The 23,875-nt window shown below is 64.6% G+C and carries 21 protein-coding genes; 9 read left to right on the top strand and 12 right to left on the bottom strand.

The window, feature by feature from the left end; translation table 11 throughout:
- Positions 1-114: 114 nt before the first annotated feature.
- Complete coding sequence (locus tag GD606_RS04445; RefSeq protein ID WP_163302839.1) at positions 115-2,532, bottom strand: methyl-accepting chemotaxis protein; 2,418 nt, start codon at positions 2,530-2,532, stop codon at positions 115-117.
- Between the two features lie 437 nt (positions 2,533-2,969).
- Here GD606_RS04445 and amrA point away from each other — a divergent pair, with 437 nt between their 5' ends.
- The 4 genes from amrA to GD606_RS04425 all read left to right on the top strand — a co-directional run bounded on the left by amrA (position 2,970) and on the right by GD606_RS04425 (position 7,455).
- Positions 2,970-3,521, top strand: a complete 552-nt coding sequence (gene amrA / locus GD606_RS04440) for an AmmeMemoRadiSam system protein A (RefSeq protein ID WP_163302838.1) — start codon at positions 2,970-2,972, stop codon at positions 3,519-3,521.
- Between the two features lie 341 nt (positions 3,522-3,862).
- Positions 3,863-4,096 (top strand): hypothetical protein, encoded by a 234-nt coding sequence (locus GD606_RS04435; RefSeq protein ID WP_163302837.1) that lies wholly within the window; start codon positions 3,863-3,865, stop codon positions 4,094-4,096.
- Between the two features lie 194 nt (positions 4,097-4,290).
- A complete protein-coding gene (locus tag GD606_RS04430) occupies positions 4,291-5,571 on the top strand; it encodes an MBL fold metallo-hydrolase (protein ID WP_163302836.1) in 1,281 nt (426 codons plus the stop codon).
- A gap of 156 nt (positions 5,572-5,727) precedes the next feature.
- Positions 5,728-7,455 carry a SulP family inorganic anion transporter gene (locus GD606_RS04425; RefSeq protein ID WP_246299059.1) on the top strand — a complete coding sequence of 576 codons (1,728 nt, stop codon included), beginning with the start codon at positions 5,728-5,730 and terminating at the stop codon, positions 7,453-7,455.
- Positions 7,456-7,567: 112 nt separating this feature from the next.
- On the opposite strand, the gene GD606_RS04420 is transcribed toward GD606_RS04425, so the two are convergent.
- From GD606_RS04420 to GD606_RS04385, 8 genes are all read right to left on the bottom strand, one after another.
- Positions 7,568-8,395: a tRNA1(Val) (adenine(37)-N6)-methyltransferase gene (locus tag GD606_RS04420; protein WP_163302834.1), complete on the bottom strand. Its 828-nt coding sequence runs from the start codon at positions 8,393-8,395 to the stop codon at positions 7,568-7,570.
- Positions 8,396-8,677: 282 nt separating this feature from the next.
- Positions 8,678-9,382: a TerC family protein gene (locus GD606_RS04415; protein ID WP_246298963.1), complete on the bottom strand. Its 705-nt coding sequence runs from the start codon at positions 9,380-9,382 to the stop codon at positions 8,678-8,680.
- Between the two features lie 13 nt (positions 9,383-9,395).
- Positions 9,396-10,943, bottom strand: coding sequence for a murein biosynthesis integral membrane protein MurJ (murJ, locus tag GD606_RS04410; protein WP_163302833.1), 1,548 nt, complete (start codon positions 10,941-10,943; stop codon positions 9,396-9,398).
- Positions 10,944-11,004: 61 nt separating this feature from the next.
- Positions 11,005-11,838 carry a bifunctional DNA-formamidopyrimidine glycosylase/DNA-(apurinic or apyrimidinic site) lyase gene (gene mutM, locus GD606_RS04405; RefSeq protein WP_163302832.1) on the bottom strand — a complete coding sequence of 278 codons (834 nt, stop codon included), beginning with the start codon at positions 11,836-11,838 and terminating at the stop codon, positions 11,005-11,007.
- Between the two features lie 72 nt (positions 11,839-11,910).
- Entirely contained in the window at positions 11,911-13,170 is a 1,260-nt protein-coding gene (locus GD606_RS04400; protein WP_163302831.1) for a ChaN family lipoprotein, read from the bottom strand.
- A gap of 80 nt (positions 13,171-13,250) precedes the next feature.
- Entirely contained in the window at positions 13,251-14,516 is a 1,266-nt protein-coding gene (locus GD606_RS04395) for a phenylacetate--CoA ligase family protein (protein WP_163302830.1), read from the bottom strand.
- Between the two features lie 177 nt (positions 14,517-14,693).
- Positions 14,694-15,905, bottom strand: coding sequence for a two-component system sensor histidine kinase NtrB (locus tag GD606_RS04390; protein ID WP_163302829.1), 1,212 nt, complete (start codon positions 15,903-15,905; stop codon positions 14,694-14,696).
- Positions 15,906-16,052: 147 nt separating this feature from the next.
- Positions 16,053-17,048 (bottom strand): tRNA (adenine-N1)-methyltransferase, encoded by a 996-nt coding sequence (locus GD606_RS04385; RefSeq protein ID WP_176629215.1) that lies wholly within the window; start codon positions 17,046-17,048, stop codon positions 16,053-16,055.
- 127 nt (positions 17,049-17,175) lie between these two features.
- Between GD606_RS04385 and GD606_RS04380 the strand changes: the two genes are divergently transcribed.
- From GD606_RS04380 to GD606_RS04370, 3 genes are all read left to right on the top strand, one after another.
- Positions 17,176-18,129 (top strand): radical SAM protein, encoded by a 954-nt coding sequence (locus GD606_RS04380; protein WP_246298961.1) that lies wholly within the window; start codon positions 17,176-17,178, stop codon positions 18,127-18,129.
- Between the two features lie 197 nt (positions 18,130-18,326).
- Positions 18,327-19,787 (top strand): Rne/Rng family ribonuclease, encoded by a 1,461-nt coding sequence (locus GD606_RS04375; protein WP_163302827.1) that lies wholly within the window; start codon positions 18,327-18,329, stop codon positions 19,785-19,787.
- Between the two features lie 4 nt (positions 19,788-19,791).
- Entirely contained in the window at positions 19,792-20,361 is a 570-nt protein-coding gene (locus GD606_RS04370) for an epoxyqueuosine reductase QueH (RefSeq protein ID WP_163302826.1), read from the top strand.
- A 241-nt stretch (positions 20,362-20,602) separates the two neighbouring features.
- Here GD606_RS04370 and GD606_RS04365 read toward each other — a convergent pair whose 3' ends face one another.
- Positions 20,603-21,442, bottom strand: coding sequence for a hypothetical protein (locus GD606_RS04365; protein ID WP_176629214.1), 840 nt, complete (start codon positions 21,440-21,442; stop codon positions 20,603-20,605).
- Positions 21,443-21,718: 276 nt separating this feature from the next.
- Between GD606_RS04365 and GD606_RS04360 the strand changes: the two genes are divergently transcribed.
- Positions 21,719-22,273, top strand: coding sequence for a hypothetical protein (locus GD606_RS04360; RefSeq protein ID WP_163303709.1), 555 nt, complete (start codon positions 21,719-21,721; stop codon positions 22,271-22,273).
- Positions 22,274-22,314: 41 nt separating this feature from the next.
- On the opposite strand, the gene GD606_RS04355 is transcribed toward GD606_RS04360, so the two are convergent.
- Positions 22,315-22,485, bottom strand: coding sequence for a hypothetical protein (locus GD606_RS04355; RefSeq protein ID WP_170304584.1), 171 nt, complete (start codon positions 22,483-22,485; stop codon positions 22,315-22,317).
- Between the two features lie 401 nt (positions 22,486-22,886).
- On the opposite strand from GD606_RS04355, the gene GD606_RS04350 reads away from it, so the two are divergent.
- Positions 22,887-23,279, top strand: a complete 393-nt coding sequence (locus tag GD606_RS04350; protein WP_163303710.1) for an ImmA/IrrE family metallo-endopeptidase — start codon at positions 22,887-22,889, stop codon at positions 23,277-23,279.
- A 14-nt stretch (positions 23,280-23,293) separates the two neighbouring features.
- Here the strand turns inward: GD606_RS04350 and GD606_RS04345 are convergent, their stop codons facing one another.
- Positions 23,294-23,779, bottom strand: a complete 486-nt coding sequence (locus GD606_RS04345; RefSeq protein WP_163303711.1) for a PilZ domain-containing protein — start codon at positions 23,777-23,779, stop codon at positions 23,294-23,296.
- Between the last annotated feature and the right edge of the window lie 96 nt (positions 23,780-23,875).

Genomic DNA, 23,875 nt, shown 5'->3' with positions numbered 1-23,875 from the left:
CGCATTGAGCGAGGCCGGTCCCGCTGGGTGCGGATTGAAAAAGGCCTGACGCCGATCACGCGCGGCCCGGCGGGGATTCCCGCCGGGCCGCGTTTCGTTTGCGGGTTGTGCGGCTTAGGCGGGAAGGCAGGATTCGCCGCCGATTTTGCGGATCAAGTGGTCCAAGGCCTCGGCCTGGGAGGCCAATTGCTCCACGGCCCGCATGGAACGGTCCACGCCCTGGGCTGTCTCCTCGGCCACATGATTGACCTCGTCCACGGCCCGGTGGATTTGTTCGCTGGCGGCGGATTGCTCCTCGGCCGCGGCCGCGATGGAGCGCACCTGGTCGTTGGTGTGCCCGGCCAGTTCCATGATTTCCTGCAGGGCCACGCCGGAATGGTCGGCCAACCGGGTGGCCTCGGCCACGGCCAGGGTGGCCTCGTCCATGCCGCTGACCGCCTCCTTGGCCCCGGCCTGGATGGCGGTGATGGAGTCGCCCACCTCCGTGGTGGCGTGCATGGTCTTTTCCGCGAGCTTGCGCACCTCGTCGGCCACGACAGCGAAGCCGCGTCCGGCCTCTCCGGCCCGGGCGGCCTCGATGGCGGCGTTAAGCGCCAAAAGATTGGTCTGGTCGGCGATGTCGGAAATGACGTTCATGATCCGGCCGATGCCTGCGGCCTGTTCCCCCAGTGTGGCGATGCGGTCCTTGAGGATGTCGGTCTGGCTCTTCACCCGGCCGATGGCCGTGACCGACTGGTGTACCGTGTCCGCCCCCTCCCGGGCCTTGTGCATGGTCCGCTCGGCCTGCTCGGCGGCGCCCGAGGCGTTTTTGGCCACCTCCAGCACCGTGGCGTTCATCTGCTGCATGGCCGTGGCCGTTTCGCCGGTGCGGGCCCGCTGGATGCCCATGCCCTTGCCGGTCTGCTCCACCACCAGGGACAGCTCCGCCGCCGCCGCCGCCACCTCGGAGGCGATGGCCCCGGCCTGGTCGGCGGTTTCGCAGATGACCTTGTTGGTTTCCACCAGCGTTTCTTCCTGGCGTTTGACCTCGGTCAGCACCGCGAACTGGGCGAAGCAGCCCAGGGCGCGGTTTTCCAGGTCGAAGATGGGGGCTGCGTCGATTTTGATGAAAAAACGGCCGCCCCGGGTGTCCGAGCCCTCGAATCCCTGGTTGGTGAGCAGGGTGCGTCCTGCCAGGGTGGTCAGAATCAGGTCGGCGATTTCCCTGTTGCCGGTGAAAAAGTCGCGGATGTGCGTGCCGAGGTAGTCCGATGCCGACTTGTCCTTGGACATGAAATGGCACAACAGGGTGTTTAAATAGGTGATGCGGCCTTCAGGATTGACCACCAGGCAGGGCATGGTGATGCCGCCCAGAATGCCCTGGACAAACCCCAGCTTCTCCTTGAGGGCGGCCACCATGGTCCCCAGATCCTCCTGGAGCAGGTTGAGTTCGGCCGTGCTGCCCCCGGCCTGCAACTGGGCGCTCAGGTCGCCGTCGGCCACGGCCCGGGCGTAGGCGACCATTCCCGTGATGGTCCGGGTGACGCCCCGGCCGATGAGGAAGGCCAGGGTGGTGGCCAGGATCAAGGCCAGGCCCGTGGCCGCGAGCATGGTCGTGCGCCGGGTGGTGTAGTCGCCGATGCGCACGGCCAGGAAGGTATCCAGCTCGTCGGCGCAGACCTCCCAATAGCGGAAGGCGGCATCCCGGGCGGCGTTGCCCGATGCCAGGAAGGCCTCCCGGGTGACCGGCTCACCGGCGGCCAGGGACGTGAGCAGGGCGATAAACGGTTCTGTGGCGGCCTTGTACCGGGACAGGCCCGCCGCCATGTTTTGGGCCAGATGCGGGCTTACGCCGTAGAAGTTCGGATCTTCGTTGAGGGTGGTTTCGGTGTCGGCCAGGATGCGGGAAAAGTCGGACTCGGCAAGCATCTCGGCCAGGGTGTGGAACCGGCGGCGATCCTCCTCGGACAGGGGGCCGCCAAGGGCCGTGTCCCCGAAGTCGAGGATGTTGGCCAGGCGGCGCTGGGTCTGGGGCAGGGCCAGAAGCGTCAGGTCCATCATGTAGTAGCTGTCGAGGTCGGGATCGAGGATCAGATTGGAGGTATCCCCGGCATGGGTGATCATGCCCATGACGTCGTCCACCAGGGCCGCCGTCTTATCCTTGAAGACGGCCGGATCGCCCTGGCTGGCCCTGGCCTGGGTCCATCTGGCGGCCACGGCTGCGGGATCGAGATGGGAGCGTTTGCGGATGCCCAGGCCCTCGGCGGTGAATTGCAGGTCGTCGCCATGCCGCTTGGCGGCGTCGGCCAGTTCGGCGAAGGCCTGGTCGACCCGGGAGGCGGCGACGGGGTCGGAAGTGGCCCGGGGGAGGTGTTCCAGGAGTTTTTCCAGGGGACGTTGAAAGTCGTTGCCCTGTGTTTCCAGACGGCTGAAGGCTATCTGTCCGTTGATGTTTTGGATGGCGAGAAGCAAAAGGACGGCCAGGGGGAGGACGAAGGCCACGCCGATGGCGGCAAGCTTCCAGGAAAGTTTGACGTTTTTGGCAAACTGCATGCAAGTAGCTCCCAGGGTCGAGGTTTGTTTCTACAGGACCGGGAAGCGCTGAACCATCCTGGTGGCGCGTGGGATCGTACGTATCGGACGGGAGTCCTATCCATAGGTGCATATACTTTTATCGAGCAGAACAGAGCCTTGTCAAGGTATTGTGACAATTTTGTCAATATTTGGGGTTTTAGGGAGGCCGACAGGCAGGAACTTGGGCCGGGCATGCCTGGCGTCTTGCCCAGGAGAGGTTTTTGGGCAATGGTGCAAGCAGCGTTGCGATTGGGGGCGGCTGGCCGGGCGTATTGGCCGGAGCGCCGGACCTGCGACGTAAAAAATGATCCGGGCGGGCTGCGGATGTCCTTTCGGCGTCTGTGGCAGGCGGGTTCCAGGTGAGCGCCGACCGGCCCGGGGTCGGCAATCGGCAGGACACGATGAGGTGAAAGGCCATGGAAAGGTTCCGATTTTCCCTTACGGACACGGAAAAAAAGTCCCTCAAGGAATTGGTGTGGCGGCGCATCATGGAACGCCTGGATGGTCGCGACAGCGGCGTTCCCGAACCGCCGACGGATGTGTTGCGCGAACCCTACGGGGCCTTTGTCACCCTCAAGCGCCGGGACCAGCTTCGCGGCTGCATCGGGCATATCGTGGCTGACCGGCCCCTGTGGGACAACGTGGCCGACATGGCCCTGGCCGCCGCCTTCGAGGATCCCCGGTTTCCGCCGCTGACCCGGGCCGAACTGGACGGGCTTGAGGTGGAGATCACGGTCTTAAGCCCCCTGGCCCCGTGTCCGGACCCGGAGCGCATCGAGGTGGGGCGGCATGGCCTCTTTCTCCGGCGCGGCATGCATTCCGGCCTGCTTTTGCCGCAGGTGCCCGTGGAATGGGGCTGGGACCGGGTGACGTTTCTGCGCCAGACCTGCCGCAAGGCCGGACTTCCCGAGGCGGCCTGGAAGGATCCGGAAACGAAGATCTATTGGTTCGAGGGCGTGGTTTTCTAAGCGTTTTTCCGGTCCCCGCGGTCCTGTGGCCGGGGGGGGCTGGCGTTCTCCCCCCGGGGGGCGCTTCCGGCCCCGGCTATGCGCCGTTCTCGTCCGCCTGCGAAATATCGTCTGGCCGGGATCGTGGGCACGATATTTCGTCACTTCGCTTTCCTGCCGCGAACGCGCCGACAGACCGCTTCTGAGTGTTCCCTTTTTATCCGTAAAAAAGTCCGACATGGCGGCATGTTGCAGATGTTTTCCGTCTGCGGCACGCTTTTGGCTTTCCTTGGATTCAATGGCGACTCGCGCAGGCGGATGGGCCGCAGGACGCGAGGCCGAAACGGATCGGAGGGATGGCCATGAGACGGTTTCTTTTCGTGCTGGTGGTGGCGGCGGGAATGTTCGCGGCGTGTCCGCCGCATTTTATGGCCGTTGACGAGGGCGACGCCGGAACGGCCCAGGCCGCCGTGCCCTATCGTAGTGAATTGGCCAGGCTTGCCGTGGCCACAGCGGCCATGCGCCAGACCGTCCAGGCTGCGAATATGGAGCTTCCGGAACCGCGCCCCGAGGTGCTGTTTCCCCAGGGGCGGTAGTGATCCTTTCGGACAATCCGGTGGGGATTCAGATTGATCGGCCTGCGCCGCCGGATGTCATGCGATGGCCGCTGTCGCAACGCCCATTGATCGGAGCGTCGATATGGGCGACCATGGACCGCCTCCCGTGAGTAGGATACAATCCTTGTCGAACCGTATTTCCTTTGTCAGCCATTCGAAACGGGGAGGTTTCCATGCCGATCAGGGATGTGAAAGGGCCGAGGATTCACCGTCGCTCGCTTTTGAAGGGGATGGGGGCCTTGGCCCTGGCCCCGCTCATGGTGGGACTTGGCGGCCGCCTGGCGAACGCGCATCCGGCCGGACAGAAAAAGAAAGCCGACGCCGTGAACCATCGCACCCGGTTGGTGCTTTTGGGGACGACCGGCGGCATGACGTGGTGGCCGGGCTCGGATCGGGCCAGCGCCTCCCAGGTGCTCGTGGTCGGAGACGCCATGTACGTCATCGACCTGGGGTTCGGCGCGACCCATCGTATGGCCCAGGCTTTCAACCATGGAAAATTCTTGACGTATCGCGGTCAAACCATTCAGGGGGATTTGTCCAATTTCCTCGCCAAGGTGCGGGCGGTTTTTATTACGCATATGCACATGGACCACCTCGGCGACTATCCCACGTTCTTGGAGATCGGGGCCCGGGCCGGATTCGGGGTTCCCGACAAGCTCAAGATTTTTGGTCCCTGCAACCGGGGGCGGCTGGATGAAAACGTCTCCGGTTATAACGGGATGGTGCAGATGGCAGGCGTCGATACCCCGCTGGCCACCCCGACCCCGGGCATCCGGCAGACCACGGACCTGATCCTGCAAGCCTTCGCCACCACCTTCAACAACTGCACCCACGACGAGAACTATCCCGAAATCCCGAACATCATCGACGTCAAGGAGATCGGCGACCCAAACGGCGTCCCCTGGCCCGCGGGCTTTCACGTCCCGGACCCGGCCAAGATATGGACCCGGGCCGAGACCTGCCCGGCCATGGATCCCTTTCCCATCTACAGCGACGATCTGGTCAAGGTGTCCGCCGTGTTGGTGGACCATGCCCAGGTCTATCCGTCTTTCGCCTTCCGCTTCGACACCGAGGACGGATCGGTGGTCATCTCCGGCGACACCGGTCCCGACACCAAGGGCAACATGCAAAAGCTCGCCCAGGGCTGCGACGTGTTGGTGCATGAGATCATCGACAACATCTGGGTGGAAGGCTCCTTCAAGGGCGCCAAGCCGGGCGACCCGGCCTGGCCCCTGTATCAACATGTGCTTTCGGCCCACACCGCACTCGACGACGTGGGAAAGGTCGCGGCGTCGTGCCGGGCCAAAACCCTGGTCTTAAGCCATATCGGTCCCGGAAACACCCCGGTGGCGCGCCTGCGGCAGGCCCAGAAGGGGTTTGACGGCCGATTGATCATCGGCGAGGATCTGATGCAGATCGGCGTGGGCAAAGCGTTGCGCCGGACGCGCGTCTAGTGTCGGGCTTGTAAGGGACGCAACACCTGGGCGAAGGGCCGTTGCGGGGGGAATGCGCCACCCTGCCGGGGGCATGCGGACACTGTTTCTGTCGACTCGAAAACGGCGCAAACGGCGCGGGCGACGCGAAAAAGGCATGGAGGCCGGGCATTGGATGTGAAGCCGCGCCTGCGGCAGGCCTTGCACAGACTCCCGGGCATGGGCGACGTCTCCCCGGGGACGGACATCCTGGCCGGGCTGACGCTGTGGGGCGTGCTGGCCCCGGAGGCCCTGGCCTATGCGGGCATGGCCGGAATGCCGGTCCAGGCGGGCCTGTACACGCTTTTGGCCTCGCTGCCGCTGTATTTTCTCCTGGGCGGCAGTCCCGTTATGGTCTGCGCCGCCACCTCGTCCGAATCCATCATGATGGCGGCCATCGTCGCCCCCCTGGCCGGAGGCGATCCGGCCAGGTATGTCGCACTCACAGCCCTCCTGGTGCTCTGCGCCGGGGCCATCTTCCTTGCGGCGGGCCTTTTGCGGCTTGGGCGCGTCACCGCGCTTCTGTCCAAGCCGGTGATGACCGGATTCATCTTCGGTCTGGCCGTCTACATCGCCGCCAGCCAGTTGCATAAGATTTTAGGCCTGCCGCGCGGCCACGGCGACATGTTCATGCAGGTCGTGCATCTGGCCGAGCATATGGGAAACTGCAATCCGGTCACCATGGCCGTGGGCCTTTCTGCCCTGGCCATGCTGTTTTTTTTTGAAAGATTCGCCTCGCGTCTGCCTGCCGGGTTATTCATCCTGGTTCTGGGGATCGTGGCCTCCCGGCTGTTCGATCTGGGCCCGGAATTCGGCGTGGACACGGTCCAGGCTTTCCCTGCCGGTCTGCCGTCCCTTGCTTTTCCATCCGTCCATGCGGCCGACCTGAAGGCCCTGGCCCCGGCTGCGGCCGGATTGGCCCTGGTGGCCTTTTCCCAGGCCCTGGGGGCGGCGGAGCACTCCGCGGCGCGGTTCGGGCTGCGCGTCGAGGCCGACAGGGAACTGACGGCCCTGGGGGCGGCCAATCTGGGAAGCGCCCTGGTGGGGGGCATCCTGGCCGGGGGCAGCATGTCCTCCACCGCCGTCAACGTCGCCGCCGGGGCCAGGAGCAAGGTCTCCTCGGGGGTGGCCGCGCTGATGGTCGGACTGACCCTGTGTTTTTTCACCCCGCTTTTTTACGGGCTTCCCGAGGCCATCCTGGGCGCGGTGGTGATGCACGCCGTGGCCAGGCTGATGAAGGTGTCCGAGGTGCGGCGCTACTTCCGCCAAAGCGGCTACGAATTCGTGTTGTGCCTGATCGCCCTTGGCGGCGTGGTGGTGCTCGACATCCTGCCCGGACTCATGCTGGCGGTTTTTGCCTCCCTGGCGTGTCTTCTTTTTTTCGCCAGCACCATTGATCTCTCCGTCATGGGGGAGATCAGGGATTGCGGGGTCATCTGGGTGAGTGCACGCCAGCATTCCCGGGCCAGGGAAGTCCCCGGAATCCGGGTGCTGCGGATGGAAGGGGCGCTTTTTTTCGCCAACGCCGGGAAATTTCAGGCTGCGGTCATGGATTTCTGCACGGGCCCGGCCACGCCCCGGGCCCTGGTTCTGCAACTCAAGGCCAACCGGCGGCTGTGCATCACCTCCGCCGACATGCTTCTGGCCCTGGCCCGGGATCTCAAAAAGGCCACCATTCTGCTGGCCTTTGCCGACCTCGCCCCGGACGTCGCGGCCATGTTCCGCAAAAACGGGATGGCCGACCTGGTGGGGGAGGATCACTTGTACGACGACATCGAGCGCGCCGTGACGGATATTCAGGACAGGCTCGGCATGCCGCGCCCTGACGGGCCTTCCGCGTCGCCGCCCACTTCGCCGCCCGCCTGAGTGACGGGTGCTGCGTCCCGCCTCCAACCCGAAACCTCGACATCATGAACCGGAGAGTGGTCCCGGACCGTGCCGTGAAGGCGCGGGGCCGCGGGGCGTTTTGCGTGGCGCTTCAGGGGTTGGCCGCCAGGCAGGGGCAGAAGGCCAGGGCCGATTCGGACAGGCGGCGGGGCGCGCCTGCGTCCGGGCCGTCTGTCCCGTCGGACTCCCGGTACAGGATCAGGGGCGGCAAGACGGCCAGTTCCCGGCCGCCGTTTTTGACGGCCGAGACGAGGACCAGCCGGGCCGGATGGTCCGGGCGGGACAGGACGGGCAGCAGGGTTTTGGGTTCGAGGTTTTTTTCGGTCAGGGCGGTGATGAGTCCGGTCAGCCTGGAGGCCGGATAGACCACGGACAGCCCGCCCCGGTTGGCCAGGAGAAAGGCCGCCGCCGACAGGAAGTCGTCAAGCGTGCCGCAGGACTCGCAGCGGGCCAGGCGGCGTCCCGCGTGGGGGCTCCTCCGGCCTGCGCCCATGGGCTGGTAGGGCGGATTGCACAGGATGTGGCCGAAGGATTCGGGTTCTGGGCGAAAAGCTCCCTTGCGCGGCGCGTCGGCGGCCCGGGCGCGAACCTCCCGGACGTCCAGGACATGGGCCGAAAAGACATCCGTCAGGCCCAGGAGGGCGGCGTTTTCCCCGGCCGCCCGGACCATGTCCGGGGAAATGTCCACACCGGTCACGGTGGCGTTCGGGCACATCTCCCGCAGCAGCAGCCACAGCCCGGCCGGGCCGCAGCCGCAGCCCAGGTCCAGCACCCTGGCCCCGGGCTTGGGTGATGCGAAGGCGCCGAGCAAAAGCGCGTCCAGGGAGAACCGCCAGCCCGATTCGGGTTGGGTCAGCCCCCGGGGAAACAGGGCGCGGGCGTCGCGCACGGCGTCAGTGCTCGGGGCGGGGTTTTCCATAAAACGACCCATCTCGGATATTCGTTTGGTCGGCCGGGCTCGGGGCCTGCGGCATGGCGCGGCGTCAGGCCATGCGTCGCTTCGCTCGGGCCTGCCTGCCGCGCCGTGCGCAAACCCGTCGCCCGGCCTGTCCGTCCCGGATCATCAGCCATCGTCAGGAAGCCGTCCGGTCTCTGGCCCCCGTTTGGGGGTTCCAAGGGGTTTTAAGTCCCTTGGCCGCCGGAGGCCTCCCTTCCACCCGGTCGTCCGGGTCCGCCGCAGGCTTCCCCCTGCCCAACTCCCCTACGACGCCTGGGTCTTGCGCATCCGCATGTTCAAAAATTCCACTAAAAGCGAGAAAAACATGGCGAAGTAGATGTAGCCCCGGTCGATGTGCTTGCCCAGGCCCTCGGCCACCAGGAACACCCCGATGAGGATCAGAAACGACAGGGCCAGCATCTGGATGGTGGGGTGGCGATGCACGAAGCGGCTGACCGTGTCGGCGAAGACCATCATGACCAGGACCGCCGCGACGACGGCCGAGACCATGATCCCTATCTGCCCCACCATGCCCACGGCGGTGATGACCGAATCCAGGGAGAAGATGATGTCCAAAAGGGCGATCTGGGTCACGGCCGAGCGGAAGGTCAGGGCCTTTCGGGCGGCGTGTTCCTCGTGGGGCCGGTGTTCGATCTTGTCGTGGATTTCGAAGGTGGACTTGGCGATGAGAAAAAGCCCGCCGGCGAGCAGGATCAGATCGCGGCCGGACAGGGTCAGCTCCATGATCGTAAAAAGCGGCGCGGTCAGGCGCATGACCCAGGTGATGGCGAAGAGCAGCGCGATGCGCGTGCCCATGGCCAGAAGCAGGCCGATCTTGCGGGCCTTGGATTGTATGGCGTCGGGCAGGTTGTTGGTGATGATGGCGATAAAGACGATGTTGTCGATGCCGAGCACGATTTCAAGGCCTGCCAGGGTCAAAAAGGCAATGGCGATTTCAAGGGTGGTCACGGCGGGTGTCCTTTTACGATGTTTTTTTATGGAACCGTCGGGGGACGAGGCGCTTGGCCAGTCCGGTCGCCATCCGGGCCTCCTCCACCCCGAAAAGGGCGCTGACGGCCATGTAGGCGGCGGCCAGGGGCAGGATCAGGACCAGGGACAGGACGGGAAAGCCGGACAGCGCATAGGCGGCCGCGCCGATGCACAGGCTCAGACCAAGGCTTACGGCCAGGGTTTTGTCCAGGGGGAAAAAGGGACCGATTTTTTTGCGCAGCATGAACCACAGGATGAGCACATTGAGCCACGAGGACACGGAGGTGGCCAGGGCCAGGCCCACATGGCCCATGGAGCCCATGAGGCCATAGCCCGTGGCGGCGTAGGCCGCCAGGCACACGGCGGCGGTCACGGCCGGGGTCTTGGTGTCCGAGAGGGCGTAGTAGGCCGAAAAAAGCGGCCGCACGCAGGCAAAGGCCGGAAGTCCCACGGTGAAAGCCACCAGGGCGGCGGAGGTGGCGGCCTCGGCCTCGGGGGAAAACGCCCCCCGGCCGAAGAGCACCGCGACCATGGGATGGGCCAGGGCGATAAGCCCCGCCGTGGACGGCAGGCTGATGAAAAGGGTCAGCCGCAGGGAGGCGGCCAGGGTGGAGGTGTATTCCTCCATGCGCCCGCCCGTGGCCAGCCGGGACAGGCTCGGCAGGGCCACGGTGCCGATGGCCACCCCGAAGATCCCCAGGGGGAACTGCACCAGCCGGTCGGCGTAGTACAGGTAGGAGACGCTGCCCACGGGAAGGTAGGAGGCCAGGAGGGTGCCCAAAAGGATGTTGAGCTGGTAGACCGCCGCGCCGAAGGTCGTGGGGATCATGAGCTTGGCCATCTTGATGACGCCTGGGTCTTTGAGCCGGAAGGGGCCGCGCCAGCGAAACCCGTATTTGCGCATCCACGGCTGCTGCATGGACCACTGCCCGAAACCGCCCGCCAGCACGGACCAGGCCAGGGTGTAGGCCGGGTCCAGGCCGAAGACCCAGGCCACTCCGGCCCCCAGGATGATGGCCGTGTTGAGCTCCGATGTGGCCAGGGCCGGGGCCAGGAAATGGCCCATGGAATTGAGCACGCCCATGCACAGGGCCACGGCCGAGATCTGGATGATGTAGGGGAAGACGATGCGCACCAGATCCACGGTCAGGGCGAACAGTTCGGGTTTGGAGGCAAACCCCGGGGCGATGAGCCGGGTGACGGGGTCGGCGAAAAAGATGGCCAGGGCGGTGACGGCCGACAGGATGCCGAGCAGCCAGACCAGGGCCGAACGGGCCATGGCGAAGGCCGCCTGATCGCCCTCGGTCTCGCGCAGGTTTGAAAACACGGGCACGAAGGCCATGGTCATGGAGCCCTCGGCGAAGAGCCTCCGAAGCATGTTGGGCAGACGCAAGGCCACGTAGAAGGCGTCGGCGTACACGCCCGCGCCAAGCACGGAGGCCAGGATCACATCCCGGAAAAAGCCCAGGATGCGGCTGACGAGGGTCGCGCCTCCGACGATGGAGACGTCCTTGGCGATCTGTTTGGCGTGTTCGTTCATAGGCATGGCGGCCGGGGACGACCGGCGCGGCGGCGCATGGTAGCCCCGACGGCCGGACAAGTCACCCCTGGCACCGGGGGCAATACGTGGAGGTCCGCCCGGCCACCTTGGCGACGGCAAGGGGCGTGCCGCAGGTCGGACAGGGTTCGCCTCCCCGGCCGTAGACCGCAAAGTCGTTCTGGAAGCCGCCTTCCAGGCCCTCCGGGGTGCGGTAGTCGCGGATGGTGCTGCCCCCGGCGGCGATGGCCCGGGTCAGCACCTGTTGCAGGACGGCGAAGAGTTTTTTGCGCCGGGCCGGGGAGAGGTCGCAGGCCCGGGCGTCCGGGCGGATGCCCGCCAGGAAGAGGGTTTCGTCGGCGTAGATGTTGCCCACCCCGGCCACCACGGTCTGGTCGAGCAAAAGGGCCTTGATGCGGGCGGTCTTTTTCCCGAGCCGCGCGGCCAGGATCTTGGGATCGGTCTCCAGGGGCTCCGGCCCCAGGGCGGCGTAAAAAGGCCAGGAGGCGAGATCGGCCAGCAGGCGGCAGTTGCCGAAACGGCGCTGATCTTGGAAGAAAAGGGCCTGCCCGTTGTCCAAAAAAAGCTGGAAGCGGGTATGCCTGAGTGGCTCGCTGGCGGCCTCGCCGATCCACAACCGTCCGGTCATCTTGAGATGCACGGCCAGATGGGCGGCGTCCGTCCGGCCCGGAGCCGGGTCCAGATCGAGGAGGAGCAGCTTGGCCCGGCGGCGCACGGCCCGGATGCGGCGGCCACGGACGCCGTCGCGAAAAACGTCGCCGCAGGGGCAGTCGGCCAGCACCGTGGGACACAAAAAGCGGGCGTCGGCCACGGTTCGGCCTGTGAGGCCGGGAGCAAGCCCCCGGGCGATGGTTTCCACTTCAGGCAGTTCGGGCATGTGCGGTGTGGGGGTCGGTTTGTGCTGCCGTGCGGGCCGGGAGGCCACGGCGCAGGCGCGCGGCTTGGCGGTTCACGGCCGTTTAGGCAGCTCGACGGCGATGTCCAGGGACTCGCCGCCCCGAAGCACGGTCAGGCGCAAGGGGATTTTCTCCCGTCCGGCGTCCATGGCCGCCTTGTGCAGGTCCAACAGGGAACTCACCGGCCTGCCAGCCACCGAGACGATGGCGTCGCCGGGCAACACTCCGGCGGTCTCGGCCCGGGAGCCCGGCGTCACGGCGGTCACCAGGGCCGGGGAGGGCGACTTCCCCCCCGTTTCGGCCATCTCCAGGGAAAACCCCAGTCGGCTTTGGAAGACCAGGGGACAGTAGAAAAAGAGATCGGCCTCTTCCGGTTCCGGATCAAGGCCGCCGCGCCAGGGCATGATGGTCAGGATGGCCGCGTCCGGGTCCAGGCGGCGGATGCGGGCGGCAATGCCGTCCCCGAATTCCACATGTCCGCCGCCAGCCAGGATCAATGCCGGGCGGCCGCTTCGGGCATGGGCGGCCACGGCCGCAAAGGCCATCTGGGTGTCCCACAGGGCCTGGACCGTCAGGAAAGAGTGCAGCCTTTCCCTGGCGGCTTCGGAAGGTTCGCCTGCCGGAGAGGCCTTTGACTTCGGCATCATGGCCGCGTGCTCGGCGAAAAATGCGGTCAGGCGTTGCGTGGCTCTCTCGCCTGCCGGGAGGATCTGCCCGGGCAAAAGGGCGTTTTCCGACGGGCTTAAGGAGGTGACGCCGCGCGCCCCGGCCCGCCGGGCCAGTTCCGACGGCAGGTTCAGGGCGTAGACCGGCAGGCCGTGCCGGGCGGCCAGTTCGAAAATCGGGGCGTACAGGGAGAAGGAGAATCCCCAGTTTTTTTCCCAGTCCAGGGCCCGGGGCAGGTCGGCCACGGCCAGCTTTCCGGCGTGAAAGGCGGCAAGCATGTCCTGGCGGGAGACGTCCACCATCTCAAGGCCGATGGCCGGACGCTTTCCGGCGTCAAGGAGCGCGGCCAACACGGCGGCCTGGGCCGCATGGTCGCAGGCGCTGGGGTGGGATTCGCCCACCAGGATGTAGTCGTATGGGGCGACTGCCCGGGACAGGTCGTTTCCGGCCAGGGGGCGGCCGGTGCGGTCAAGGAAGGTTCCCTGCCCCACGGCCCCGGCCTTGGCGGCGAAGCCGCCCGGCGTGTCCGCCAGGGCCTGCGGGCGCGGGGTGGCGGATTTTCCGGCGCATCCGGCCAGAAAAAGCGCGAAAAGCGATAAAAAACCCGCCAGCCGGAACATGCGGGCCGGGAGGCGGGCTTTGATCATCCGCCGCCCGTCCCCGGCGTTCCCGAACGGGAAGACCGGGGCCACGGCGCGGCAAAGGGCGTCGAATGCGGGACGCGGCGCTAATCCCACTTGCGTTTGTCCTCGATGGGCCGGATCTGCGGCGGCAGGGTGCCGGGCACGAGCACGGTCAAGGAGGGGCGCAGTTTGATCCGCTCCCGGAACTTGTGCAGCAGGTCTTCTTCGCGCTTGAAGTTGCTGGCCTCGATGACCAGATTCATTTCGTCGATGCCGCCGGGGTTGGTGACCTCGATCTGCCAGCGTTTGATCTCCTCGAAGCGGCTGATCACCTGTTCCACCTGGTGCGGGTAGACGAACATGCCCTTGATGCGGGCGGTGGTGTCCACGCGGCCCACGATGTTGCCCAGGCGCGGCGAGGTGCGGCCGCAGGCGCAGGGGGCGCGCTCGATGTAGGACAAGTCCCCGGTGGCCAGGCGGATGAGGGGATAGGTCTTGTTGAAGGCCGTGACCACGATCTCGCCCACCTCGCCGTCCTTGAGCGGGATGCCCGTGTCGGGATGGCAGATCTCCACGAAGGCCCGGTTGGCGATGTGCAGGCCCGTCTTGTGGAAGCACTCGTAGCCCACGCATCCCACGTCGGCCGTGCCGTAGCCCTGGCGCATGATGATGTCGAATTTCTTTTCCAGGTTGGCCCGCAGTTTTTCCGAGAACTTTTCCCCGGTGACGAAGGCCACTTCCATATACAGGTCTTTGCGCAGGTTGAGCCCCGCCTCCTCGCCCTTTTGGGCCAGGTGCATGAGGTAGGAGGGGGTGCCCACGTAGCCGGTGACCCGCAGCTTCTGCATGATCTCAAGCTGGGTGGTGGAATTGCCGGGACCGGCGGGCACCACGGCGCAGCCCAAGTTTCGCAGGGGCTCCTCGAACATGAGCCCGGCCGGGGTCAGGTGGTAGTTGAAGGTCACCTGGACCAGGTCGCCGGAGCGGAATCCCGAGGCGTAGAAGCCCTCGGTCCATCCCCAATAATCCTCGTCGCGGTCTTCGGGATCGAAGATGGGGCCGGGCGACAGGAAGATGCGCCGCAGTTCGCCCATGTCCTTGGTCAACAGGCCGCCCAGGCGCGGTCCCATGGACTGCAAAAAGATGAGCTCTTTTTTCTTGAGGATGGGGATATGTTTGAGGTCCGAGAGGGTCTTGAACTTGCCCACCTGGAACTGGGCCCGGTCGAAGCGTTTTTTGACGTCCTCGGAATACCGGTAGGCATAGGTCAGAAGATCCTTGATCTGGATCTGGTAATATTGGCGGCGCTCGGATTCATCGAGCACCTCGCGACGGCTGTAGATGCCCTCGGTGCGGTCCTTGCGGGTCATCGGCGACTCCTCATGGCAGACGAAAAAGGGGTTTTATGGATTCTAGCTTAAAAAACGGGTCAATTAACCCTCTCGCCGCAAAAAAGCAAGATAAGAAAAGAAGGGCGAACGGACGCGGGGTTAGGGGCTTTCCCGGAAGGGGGGCGGGCCGGGCGTGGAGGCGCCTTCCTGACGGGTTCAGGGGCTCGCCAGGGGCAGGCGGGCCTCGAAGGTGAACACGCTGCCCTGTCCGGGCGTGCTCTCCACGGTGACGTCGCCGCCCATGGACCGGGCCAGCCGCCGGGAGATGGAAAGGCCCATGCCCGTACGGCCGAAGCGTTTGGTCAGGATGTCCTCGGCCAGGACGAAATCCTCGAACACGGACTCACGCTTCTCCGGGGCGATGCCCACCCCGGTGTCCGAGACGCGGGTCACGAGCAGGACTTCCCCTGGCGGCGCGGCATCCGGGCCGATGCCGACGAAGACCTTGATCTCCCCGGCAGGGGTGAACCGCAGGGCGTTTTCCAGCAGATTCAGGATCACCTGCCGGAACCGGTCCATGTCGCCGGTCACCGCGCGGGGAACCTCCCGGGCGATGCGGGTCGTGACCGCAAGGCCCTTTTTTTCCCCTTCGCGGCCCAACCAGACGAAAAGCGGGGACAGCGCCTCGCGGACGTCGAAATCCGCACGATGGCCTGCCGGGGGGGCGCTTATCAGGGTGGACAGGGTCAGCAGGTCGTTGACCATGTCCGTCAGCCGCTCGCAGGCGTCGCGGATGATCTGCAGGGATTCGGCCTTCTGGGGGTCGGGCGTTTCGGACAAAAGCAGTTCGGTCATGCCCATGATGCCGTTGAGGGGGGTGCGCAACTCGTGGCTCATGTTGGTCAAAAAGGCGGTCTTGGCCGCGTTTGCGGCCTCGGCCTCGTCCCTGGCCCGGCGCAGATCCGCCTCCAGGCGTTTTTGCACGGTGATGTCCGTCACGACGCCCACCAGACCGAGCACCTGGCCGTCGGCGGAGGTGAAGGGGGCCTTGCTCAGGATCACGTGATGATCGCCCCCGGCGGCGTCGCGCAGTTGCGCCTCATAGCGTTCGGGGGTGTTTTCGAGAAAGACCCGGCGGTCATGGGCGTCATAGATGGCGGCGTGATCCGGAGGATAGAGCTCGAACGCGGTTTGGCCGAGAATTTCCTGCCTGGGTCTCCCGATAAGCGCCTCGAAGGCCGTGTTGCATCCCAGGTAGCGGCCTTGGGTATCCTTATAATACAACGGGCTGGGGATGGCGGAGAACAGCGTTTCCAGAAACTGGCGATGCTCGTTTTTATTGCGTTCAAGTTCCCGGCGAAGCGTCTGCTCGGCGGGAACGTCCGTGCTCGACAGACAACAAGCAGGTACCTTTTGAGATTTTCGCATGAAAGTCCTGTCTGCCGTGCGGGCCATGTTGTGCATGAGTAGCGGGGTCATGTCGCAATGAGACAGGAGAAAGGCGACTGGTCGGTGCAATGAACCAAAAAAAGCACTTCCTGGCAAGCCTTACGCGTCGCCCCCGCATTCGCCCCGTTATGCGTCGGCGCCCGACGGCGGCGGATCGGAAGCGGTCGGATCGGTGGCCGACGGCGGCGGAGCGGGTGCGGCCGGACCGGATGTGCCGGGGGCATGGGGCGTAGCGTTCGCGCCAGGGGCGGGGGGGCCGTCGTCGTCCGGATTTTCCTGGGCGCGGCGCACCCGATCCAGCACCGGAATGCTTCCGGTGAACGGTGTTCCGGCATGGCGGGCGAAGATCAGGAAGCCCGTGTGGGCCACCATGCGGTCCTCGGGCCGCAGCCGGTCGGCCACCGGCTTGTAGCGCCGCACCAGGATCTCCAGCACCTCCACATCCTCGAAGGGCGCGGTTTCCAGGCCCCGCAACAGATCCGAGATCTGATTGGTGGTGGGCAAAAGAAATCCCACGGGCGCGCCCGGACAGACCACGGCGGCGACCTGCTCCAGATGGTCCCAGGGGGTGCGCACGTCAAGGAACAGGGCGTCGGCCCCGGACGGGTCGCTGGCCGGATCGCCCGGAACCATGCCCTCCGGGGCGAACCCCTGGAGGATGTCGTGGTTGTAGCGGGTCACCCGGTGGGACAGGCCCGCCGCCTCCAGGTTTTTCCCCGAAAGCTCGTAGAACTCCGGACGTCGCTCGAAGGTATAGACCCGCCCGGTGTCGCCCACCTGGTAGGCCAGGGCCGTGGTCAGGCCGCCCGAGCCGCTGCCGGCCTCCACCACCCGCGTTCCGGGACCGATGCCGAGCTTTAGGAGCACGTAGCCGATTTCCTTGGGATACATGATCTGGGTGGAGCGTTTGACCCCCTTGATGAGCTGGTAGGTGGACGGCCGCAGGACGCGGTACAGGCTCCCCATATGGGAGGCGATGACCCCGCCGTAGCCGGCCTGGGCGACCTGGGACAGGTCGATCACCCCGTCCTGGGTGTGCAGTTTTGCTTCTGGATCGAATTTGCGCAGATATTGCTTGCCCTTGGGGCTGACCAGCAGTATCAAATCTCCGGGTGTCAGCATTGTTTCCCCCTGGAATTTTTGCTAAAAAGAAACAGTTGTCCTCAAGCGGCCCGCCGTGTCAAGATGCATTGCGGGACAACGAACACGCGGGAGAGAAAAAGACATTTTCAAGTACGTTTTTGGTCCGGTGCGATCCGGCCGCCTTGGCCTGTCCCTGGGCCTCGACCTTTTGGGCGCGAGAATCTGTTCCTTCGACTGTCTCTATTGCGAAGTGGGAGCCACCGACGCCCTGACCCTGGCCCAGAAGCCGTATGTTCCGGCCAAGCGCCTGCTCGGGGAACTGTCCGCGTTCGCCGCCTCCATGCCGCCCGCGTTCGATGTGGTCACCCTCGGCGGGCTTGGGGAGCCGTGCCTCAATACCGACATGGACCTGATCATCACCGGGTGCCGGGAGATCTTTCCCGGCGTGCCAGTGGCTGTCCTGACGAACTCGAGCCTTTTGTCCCAGGCGGCGGTTCGCAGGCGTCTGGCCCTGGCTGACATCGTTTTGCCCTCCATGGACACCCTGGTTCCCGGGGAGTTCGCCGCGCTCAACCGCCCGCATCCCGACCTGTCCCTGTCGGCCATCCGCCAGGGGCTTTTGGATTTCCGTTCGGAGTATTCCGGCCGCCTCTGCCTTGAGATCCTGCTCGTCGGCGGGATCAACGACACGGCGGAAAATCTGGACGCGCTCACCGATTTTTGCCGGGAACTGCGGCCCGACCGGGTGGACGTGGTGACCATGACCCGGCCCGGGGCCTATGCCACGGCCCAGGCCGCCCCGCCGGACACCCTGGCCCGTTTTCGGGCCGTCCTGGGCGCGGCCGTATCAGGTGGCGACATGGGGCACGGCCCGGCGGCCCTGCGTTCCCGGGTGGCCACTGCCGCCCTGGCGGGGGCGCCGTCCCGGCCAGCGGCCGATCCGGAGGAGACCATGGCCCGGGTGGCCGCGTCGCTTGGGCGCAGGCCCCAGACCGTGAAGCAGCTTTCCGTCGCCCTCGGACTGCCCGAGGACGACATCTCGCGGGCCGTCACGACATTGGTCCACGAGAAGAAAATTCAGGCCAGGGCGGAGCTTGACCATGTGTTCTACCAGGGTTGAGCCCGCCTTCATTCACAGGACTTTTTTGGTCGCATCCACGCTTGTTCGGGGCCTGTTCCCCGGAGACGCCGGTCGGCCGGATCGCATGCGCGTCCATCTTTTTTCCCCGGGCGGCCTTCTCGCCGCCGCAGGGGCGCGCCGATCCGGACTTCCCGCCGGGGCATGCCCGAGGGCGCGGTGCGGCCGGGAGACATTTCATGTCAAAAATCGTCAAACGCAAAAAGAAGATGTTCATCAGCGTGCTGCCCGGCGAACAGGTCGAGGTGGCCCTGGCCGAGGATGGCGTTCTCACCGAATACTATGTGGAGATGGTGCACCAGGTGAAAACCCGGGGCAACATCTACAAGGCCAAAATTCATAACATCGACCCGGCCCTGCAGGCCGCGTTCATCAACTACGGGGCGGAGCGCAACGGCTTTTTACAGATCGACGAGGTGCATCCCGAATACTATCTCCTCGTCCAGGGACCGGAGCGCAAGGCCAAGTATCCGCCCATCCAGAAGGCCCTGAAGAAGAACCAGGAGGTGCTGGTCCAGGTGGTCAAGGAGCCCACGGGCTCCAAGGGCGCCTTCATGACCACCTACCTGTCCCTGCCCGGACGTTTTTTCGTGCTCACCCCGGGGCGCGAGCAGCGCGGGGTGTCGCGCAAGATCGAGGACGAGGAGGAGCGCAAGCGCCTGAAGGAGGCCATTTCCGGCCTCAAGCTGGACGAGGGCCTGGGCATCATCGTGCGCACCGCCGCCCTTGGGCAGTCAAAAAGCGCCCTGGAGCGCGACCTGTCTTTTCTGAAACGCCTGTGGAAGGAAGTCCGCCAGAAGGGCACCCAGGCCGCCACCCCGAGCCTCGTCTATCAGGAACTTGATCTTTCGGCCCGGGCCGTGCGCGACTATCTGACCGACGACGTGGCCGAAGTCTGGGTGGACGAACCCGAGACCGCCAAAAAGGTGGCCGACATGGCTTCCCTGGTCTTTCCGCGCCGTCCCGGCATCGTCAAACAGCATACGGACATGGACCTGGCCCTGTGGGACCGCTTCAATCTGCGCCGCTACATCGAGCAACTCTATTCCCGCGAGGTCACCCTGCCCAGCGGCGGCCGCCTGGTCTTCGACCAGGGCGAGGCCCTGACCGCCGTGGACATCAACTCCGGCAAGATCGGCGGTGAAAGCAATTTCCGGGAGATGGCGCTCAAGACCAACGTGGAGGCCGCCGAGGAGATTGCCCGGCAACTGCGCCTGCGCGACATCGGCGGGCAGATCGTCATCGATTTCATCGAGATGAAGGATCGCAAGCATGTCGCCGAGGTGGAAAAATCCCTGCGCGCCATCCTCAAGACCGACCGTGCCCGCACCGACGTGGGCAAGATGTCGCATTTCGGCCTTCTGGAGATGGTCCGCCAGCGCATCGGCTCCTCGGCCGTGTCCATCACCACCGAGCCCTGCCCTTGCTGCAAGGGGGCCGGAACCCGGCGCAACCTCGAATGGCAGTCCATGGCCGTGCTCAAGGAACTCTACCGGGTGCTGCGCAAAAACGGCGCCCCGGAGACCGTGCCCTGCAAGGTTTCGGCCGAACTGGCTGTCTATCTGCTCAACCAGAAACGCGACCGGCTCTCGGGATTTGAAGCCGAATTCAAGAAAAAAATAGCCATCATCATCGAATAGCGCCATGGCCCGTATCCAGAACGAAAACCGGGTGTTATTGCACATCTGCTGCGGCCCCTGCTCCATCACCGTGGTGCAGGGGCTTCGCGCCGAGGGCTTCGAGGTCACGGGGCTTTTCTACAACCCCAACATCCACCCGGCCGCCGAATACCTGCGCCGCCGCGAGGCGCTGGTCGAGGTGGCGGCGCGCCTGGATTTTCCCGTCATCTTCCTGGACAAGGAATACGATCCCGCCGTGTACCTGCGCGAGACCGCCTTCCGCGAAAACAACCGCTGCTTCCACTGCTACCGCCTGCGCCTGGAGCGGACCCTCAAGGTCGCCAGACGCGGCGGCTTCGCCCATTTTTCCTCGACCCTGCTCTATAGCAAAATGCAAAAACACGACGTCATCCGCGACCTCGGCCACGATCTGGCCGGAGACTCCAAAACCGCCTTCCTCTACCGCGACTTCCGGCCCACCTGGAACCAGGGCATCGAGCTCTCCAAGTCCTTCGGCATCTACCGCCAGGACTACTGCGGCTGCATATTCAGCGAATTCGAACGCCGCCGTCGTGATCTTCGGCAGTTGGGATGAGGCGAGACCGGGGGGAACCTTTTTTTCAAAAAAGGTTCCCCCCGGACCCCTCTCCAAAAAATTTTGGCGCGCTTCGCGTCCGCGTGCGGGAGCAATCACGTTTTCCGCACCACCTGGATTTTCGTTGGCGTTTCCGGTGCGGCTTAGCCGCACCGGAAACGCCAACGATATCAGGGGGTCCGGGGGAAATGATTTCCCCCGGGCGGGGTACGGGGCGGCAGCCCCGACGCGAGGGCGGGGCTCAGGGCACGGCCAGTGGCGCCTCAATGAGCAGGATGTATTTTTCATTGGGCGATTTGTCCCGGAACTGGGCTTGCAACTGCTTGACGCCCCCGGGGGCGGACAGTGAAACGCGGTGGGAACCGGATTTCGGCGTGGCGTGGTAGAAAGCGAACGTCCCGTCGCGGCCGGGAACGATCAGCCCCACATGGTAGTGCAAAAGGGTATAGCCCTTTGTTTTGACGGGCTTGCTTATGCTGGCCAGGTAGACGTGGCCTGGCCGCAGGCGGGGCATGATACGTCCCCAGGCCGTCGTGTCGGCAATGGGAAATCCGCGCAGGCTTTGGCCCGTTGCGGCGTCGAGGTCGGGTGTTTCGCCGCCCGGCAGGATCGCCCGGCGCGGCAGGTCGCGTGTGATGTTGCGGATGAGGTCGAAGCCGAAGTCCCAGTCCTGGCCGTTTGGGGAACCGGGGCCGGAGTCGCCTCCCGTGTCGGCCTTGGCTGCGTCCAGGGGGATGTTTTTTTGCAGCAAAAACCGGGACACGGACAGGGTGAACCCGCTGCAATTGAGGCCTGGTGACGGCAGGGTGGTCTCGGGATGCTCGAACAGGGTGAATCGGCCGTGTTCATCCACGGTGGCGTCATCCACATACGGGATGTTCAGGAAGGCGTCGGCCATGGCCTGGGCGGTGCTGGCCGTGGACAGCCTGGGGGCCAGGGCGGCGGGTATGGGGATGCTGTCGGCCTGGGCGGGGAGCGTCAGTCCGGCCAGGAAAAGGAGTGTCAGAAGCACCAGGCCGGGAAGTGAAATCGATAGGGTCGGGGCCTGGGGGCGGAGACGGGGCGAGGGCGTGACGTTCATAGCCCGCTCAATACGCCCATCGTGCCGTGAAGAAAAGGGCGGCCGGGGTGGGCGTCGGGGTGAAAGGGGACGAGGCGCGCCGCGTTTCCGGAAACGGTGTTCTCTGCCGGACTGCCGTAGAAAAATTGACCAGACTGTCGATTCAGGATAGAAATTTTCTTTTTACACCGTTGCCGAAGGACATCGCTGGCACGGAGAGCGGGGGAGCGCCGCCCGGGCCGGTTCCTGGTTCCGGAATTCGAGAAAGGGTCAAACAGCACGCGCAAGGAGCGGGAGATGAAATTCAGCATTGAGATCAAAGGGTTCGGGCAGCGGATCTTTTATTCGTATATCGAGAAGGATATTGTTCGCGAGGCCAAGGAAAGCAACCGCGAACGGTACATTGAATACATTTTTCACGGAGAGGACAACAACATCCATTCCGCCGGAGAGGATTTGCTCGAAAGCAACCGCCCTGTGGTCTATATTGTGGTCAATGAGAAGGAAAAGCTGCGCGTGAGTCTCAACAAGATCAATTGCGAGATCAAAAAGCAGCCGATCAAGAAGCTTTTTCAGCCCAACGTAAAGAATTGCTTCACGTATTGCTTTGGATTCAACGAAGAATACGTGCATGAATATTCGTTCAGTGATGTCGAGGAAGTGGATATCGACAAGATCACGGCCAAGATTGTTGAATGCGACATGCCGAAGACCATCGAAAACGATGTCTGGATGAAGAAGATCATCACGATTGAGAGCATTCTGTACGACGGCAAGGAGATCAAGAAAGACCGGTTTTCGTCTCGCCCCATGCAGAACATCCAGGGGCCGGTGATCATCGATCTGGAATAGGTGCGCACGGCGCGGCGCCCGTGCGTGGCGCGCGGCGGGGATCAGGCCGGGTCGTTGTCTTCCGGCGGCAGGTCTTTTTGCACGGCGGTGCGCAGGATGGTGTCGGCCAGATCCTTGATGGTGTGGCGCTGGGGATCGAGGTTGAGGGTTCTGGCCAGTTCGAGGATTTTGTCGCCGGTTTTCACCGCGTGCCGGATGTGGTCGTAATCCATGGGTCGTTTTCCCTTGGCGTTTGGCCTGCGGCCAGTCCGGCCGCAAGGATTTCCCTGTTTTCATAACCGTGTTCCGCTTTACGCACAACGGTTCCGATGTGTGAATCGGCGTGCGGCGGCGGATTTCTTTGGGAAAATGGCAGGGGCCATTTTCTTGGGAGGCTTCGCACAACGGCTTCTGTGCGGGAATCGGCGTGCGGCGGCGGATTTCTTTGGGAAAATGGTTGGGGCTGTTTTCTTGGGAGGCGTCCGGCTTTTTCAGGGGCGGCGTTTCCCGGGCTGGTCCCGAACTTGACGTCGCGCCGGACGGGACTACCTTACGCCGTGGCCCCGAGACGCCGGACGGGCCGGTCCCGGGGCGATGGTCCGCAACGGGAAACACCCCGGCGGGAGATACGTCCATGTCCGTTTTGCTTGACCGACTCTACTCTTTTGCCGAGAAACGGCCCGACCTGGAAATCCATCAGGCCCAAAACATCGATTGCTGGGGTTTTTTGCTGTACCGCGACGGGGCCTACCAGATCCATATCAACGCATCCGTGCGGGATTTCCGCAAGACCATGATCCTGGTGGAGGTGCTTGGGGAATACGCCCGCCGTCGTCGCCAGGACCGGGCCAGGGCCTTGGCCGGAGAAGACCTGTCGAACCGGGAAATGATCGTCAGGGAAATGATGGACCGGGCCTGGGTGGTCCGGTTCTCGAAAAAGTTATTGTATCTGGTGCGGCGCGGCCTGCACGGGGCCAACGTCCGCCGCCCCAAGGAGAACCGCACCGGAGGCGTACGGGTCAGTTGACGGGGTGGGGCGGGTCAGCCCTTCCAGCGGAAAAAGCCCTTCTTTTTTTTGGCCTCGGACCAGGGATCCACAAAGGTCAGGGAGCCCTCCATGTTCTCGGGGTCGGGGGCGCAGGCATCACCCGGTTTGCGCCGGGCCGCTTGGCGTTTTTGTTCTTCGAGAACCAGGGTGTGCAGGATGGTTTCCTGCACCTTGGTCATGTCCTGAAACTGGCAGCCCACCACGCCGCCTCCGGCCCGTACGACCTTGGCCGTGAGCCCTGTGGCCAGGATCTTGCCTCCCTGCTTGATGTCCAACCGGATGAGAATGCCGGGCTGAAAGGCCTTGGCGTTGGTCAGAACCCCCACTCCGAGGGCGCTGACGTCCTTGGCCGTAAACGAAAAGGTGGCGCTTTGCCCATGCACCACCACCTGGAGATCCTTGATGTGAACCCGGTAGGCCCGACGGCGGTCCTTGGCCTCGGATTTCTCCGTCTTTTTGAACAGGGAGTCGAAAATCATTGCGGTCCCTCGCGACTGGACGCAATGCTGGCGTTTATACGGTCGTCGCCATTTGGGACGATCCTGAGCGTGATTCTCTATTTCCGAATAGCAGTT

The sequence above is a fragment of the Desulfolutivibrio sulfodismutans DSM 3696 genome (genome assembly GCF_013376455.1).
In the GTDB taxonomy this organism is placed as follows: Bacteria; Desulfobacterota; Desulfovibrionia; order Desulfovibrionales; family Desulfovibrionaceae; genus Desulfolutivibrio; species Desulfolutivibrio sulfodismutans.
This window is presented reverse-complemented; position numbering and strand designations above follow the sequence as displayed.

Bases quoted from the DNA above. Each gene is read 5' to 3' on its own strand.
- GD606_RS04445 (WP_163302839.1), bottom strand. From the start codon at position 2,532: ATGCAGTTTGCCAAAAACGTCAAACTTTCCTGGAAGCTTGCCGCCATC.
- amrA (WP_163302838.1), top strand. From the start codon at position 2,970: ATGGAAAGGTTCCGATTTTCCCTTACGGACACGGAAAAAAAGTCCCTC.
- GD606_RS04435 (WP_163302837.1), top strand. From the start codon at position 3,863: ATGAGACGGTTTCTTTTCGTGCTGGTGGTGGCGGCGGGAATGTTCGCG.
- GD606_RS04430 (WP_163302836.1), top strand. From the start codon at position 4,291: ATGCCGATCAGGGATGTGAAAGGGCCGAGGATTCACCGTCGCTCGCTT.
- GD606_RS04420 (WP_163302834.1), bottom strand. From the start codon at position 8,395: ATGGAAAACCCCGCCCCGAGCACTGACGCCGTGCGCGACGCCCGCGCC.
- murJ (WP_163302833.1), bottom strand. From the start codon at position 10,943: ATGAACGAACACGCCAAACAGATCGCCAAGGACGTCTCCATCGTCGGA.
- mutM (WP_163302832.1), bottom strand. From the start codon at position 11,838: ATGCCCGAACTGCCTGAAGTGGAAACCATCGCCCGGGGGCTTGCTCCC.
- GD606_RS04400 (WP_163302831.1), bottom strand. From the start codon at position 13,170: ATGATCAAAGCCCGCCTCCCGGCCCGCATGTTCCGGCTGGCGGGTTTT.
- GD606_RS04395 (WP_163302830.1), bottom strand. From the start codon at position 14,516: ATGACCCGCAAGGACCGCACCGAGGGCATCTACAGCCGTCGCGAGGTG.
- GD606_RS04390 (WP_163302829.1), bottom strand. From the start codon at position 15,905: ATGCGAAAATCTCAAAAGGTACCTGCTTGTTGTCTGTCGAGCACGGAC.
- GD606_RS04385 (WP_176629215.1), bottom strand. From the start codon at position 17,048: ATGCTGACACCCGGAGATTTGATACTGCTGGTCAGCCCCAAGGGCAAG.
- GD606_RS04375 (WP_163302827.1), top strand. From the start codon at position 18,327: ATGTCAAAAATCGTCAAACGCAAAAAGAAGATGTTCATCAGCGTGCTG.
- GD606_RS04370 (WP_163302826.1), top strand. From the start codon at position 19,792: ATGGCCCGTATCCAGAACGAAAACCGGGTGTTATTGCACATCTGCTGC.
- GD606_RS04365 (WP_176629214.1), bottom strand. From the start codon at position 21,442: ATGAACGTCACGCCCTCGCCCCGTCTCCGCCCCCAGGCCCCGACCCTA.
- GD606_RS04360 (WP_163303709.1), top strand. From the start codon at position 21,719: ATGAAATTCAGCATTGAGATCAAAGGGTTCGGGCAGCGGATCTTTTAT.
- GD606_RS04355 (WP_170304584.1), bottom strand. From the start codon at position 22,485: ATGGATTACGACCACATCCGGCACGCGGTGAAAACCGGCGACAAAATC.
- GD606_RS04350 (WP_163303710.1), top strand. From the start codon at position 22,887: ATGTCCGTTTTGCTTGACCGACTCTACTCTTTTGCCGAGAAACGGCCC.
- GD606_RS04345 (WP_163303711.1), bottom strand. From the start codon at position 23,779: ATGATTTTCGACTCCCTGTTCAAAAAGACGGAGAAATCCGAGGCCAAG.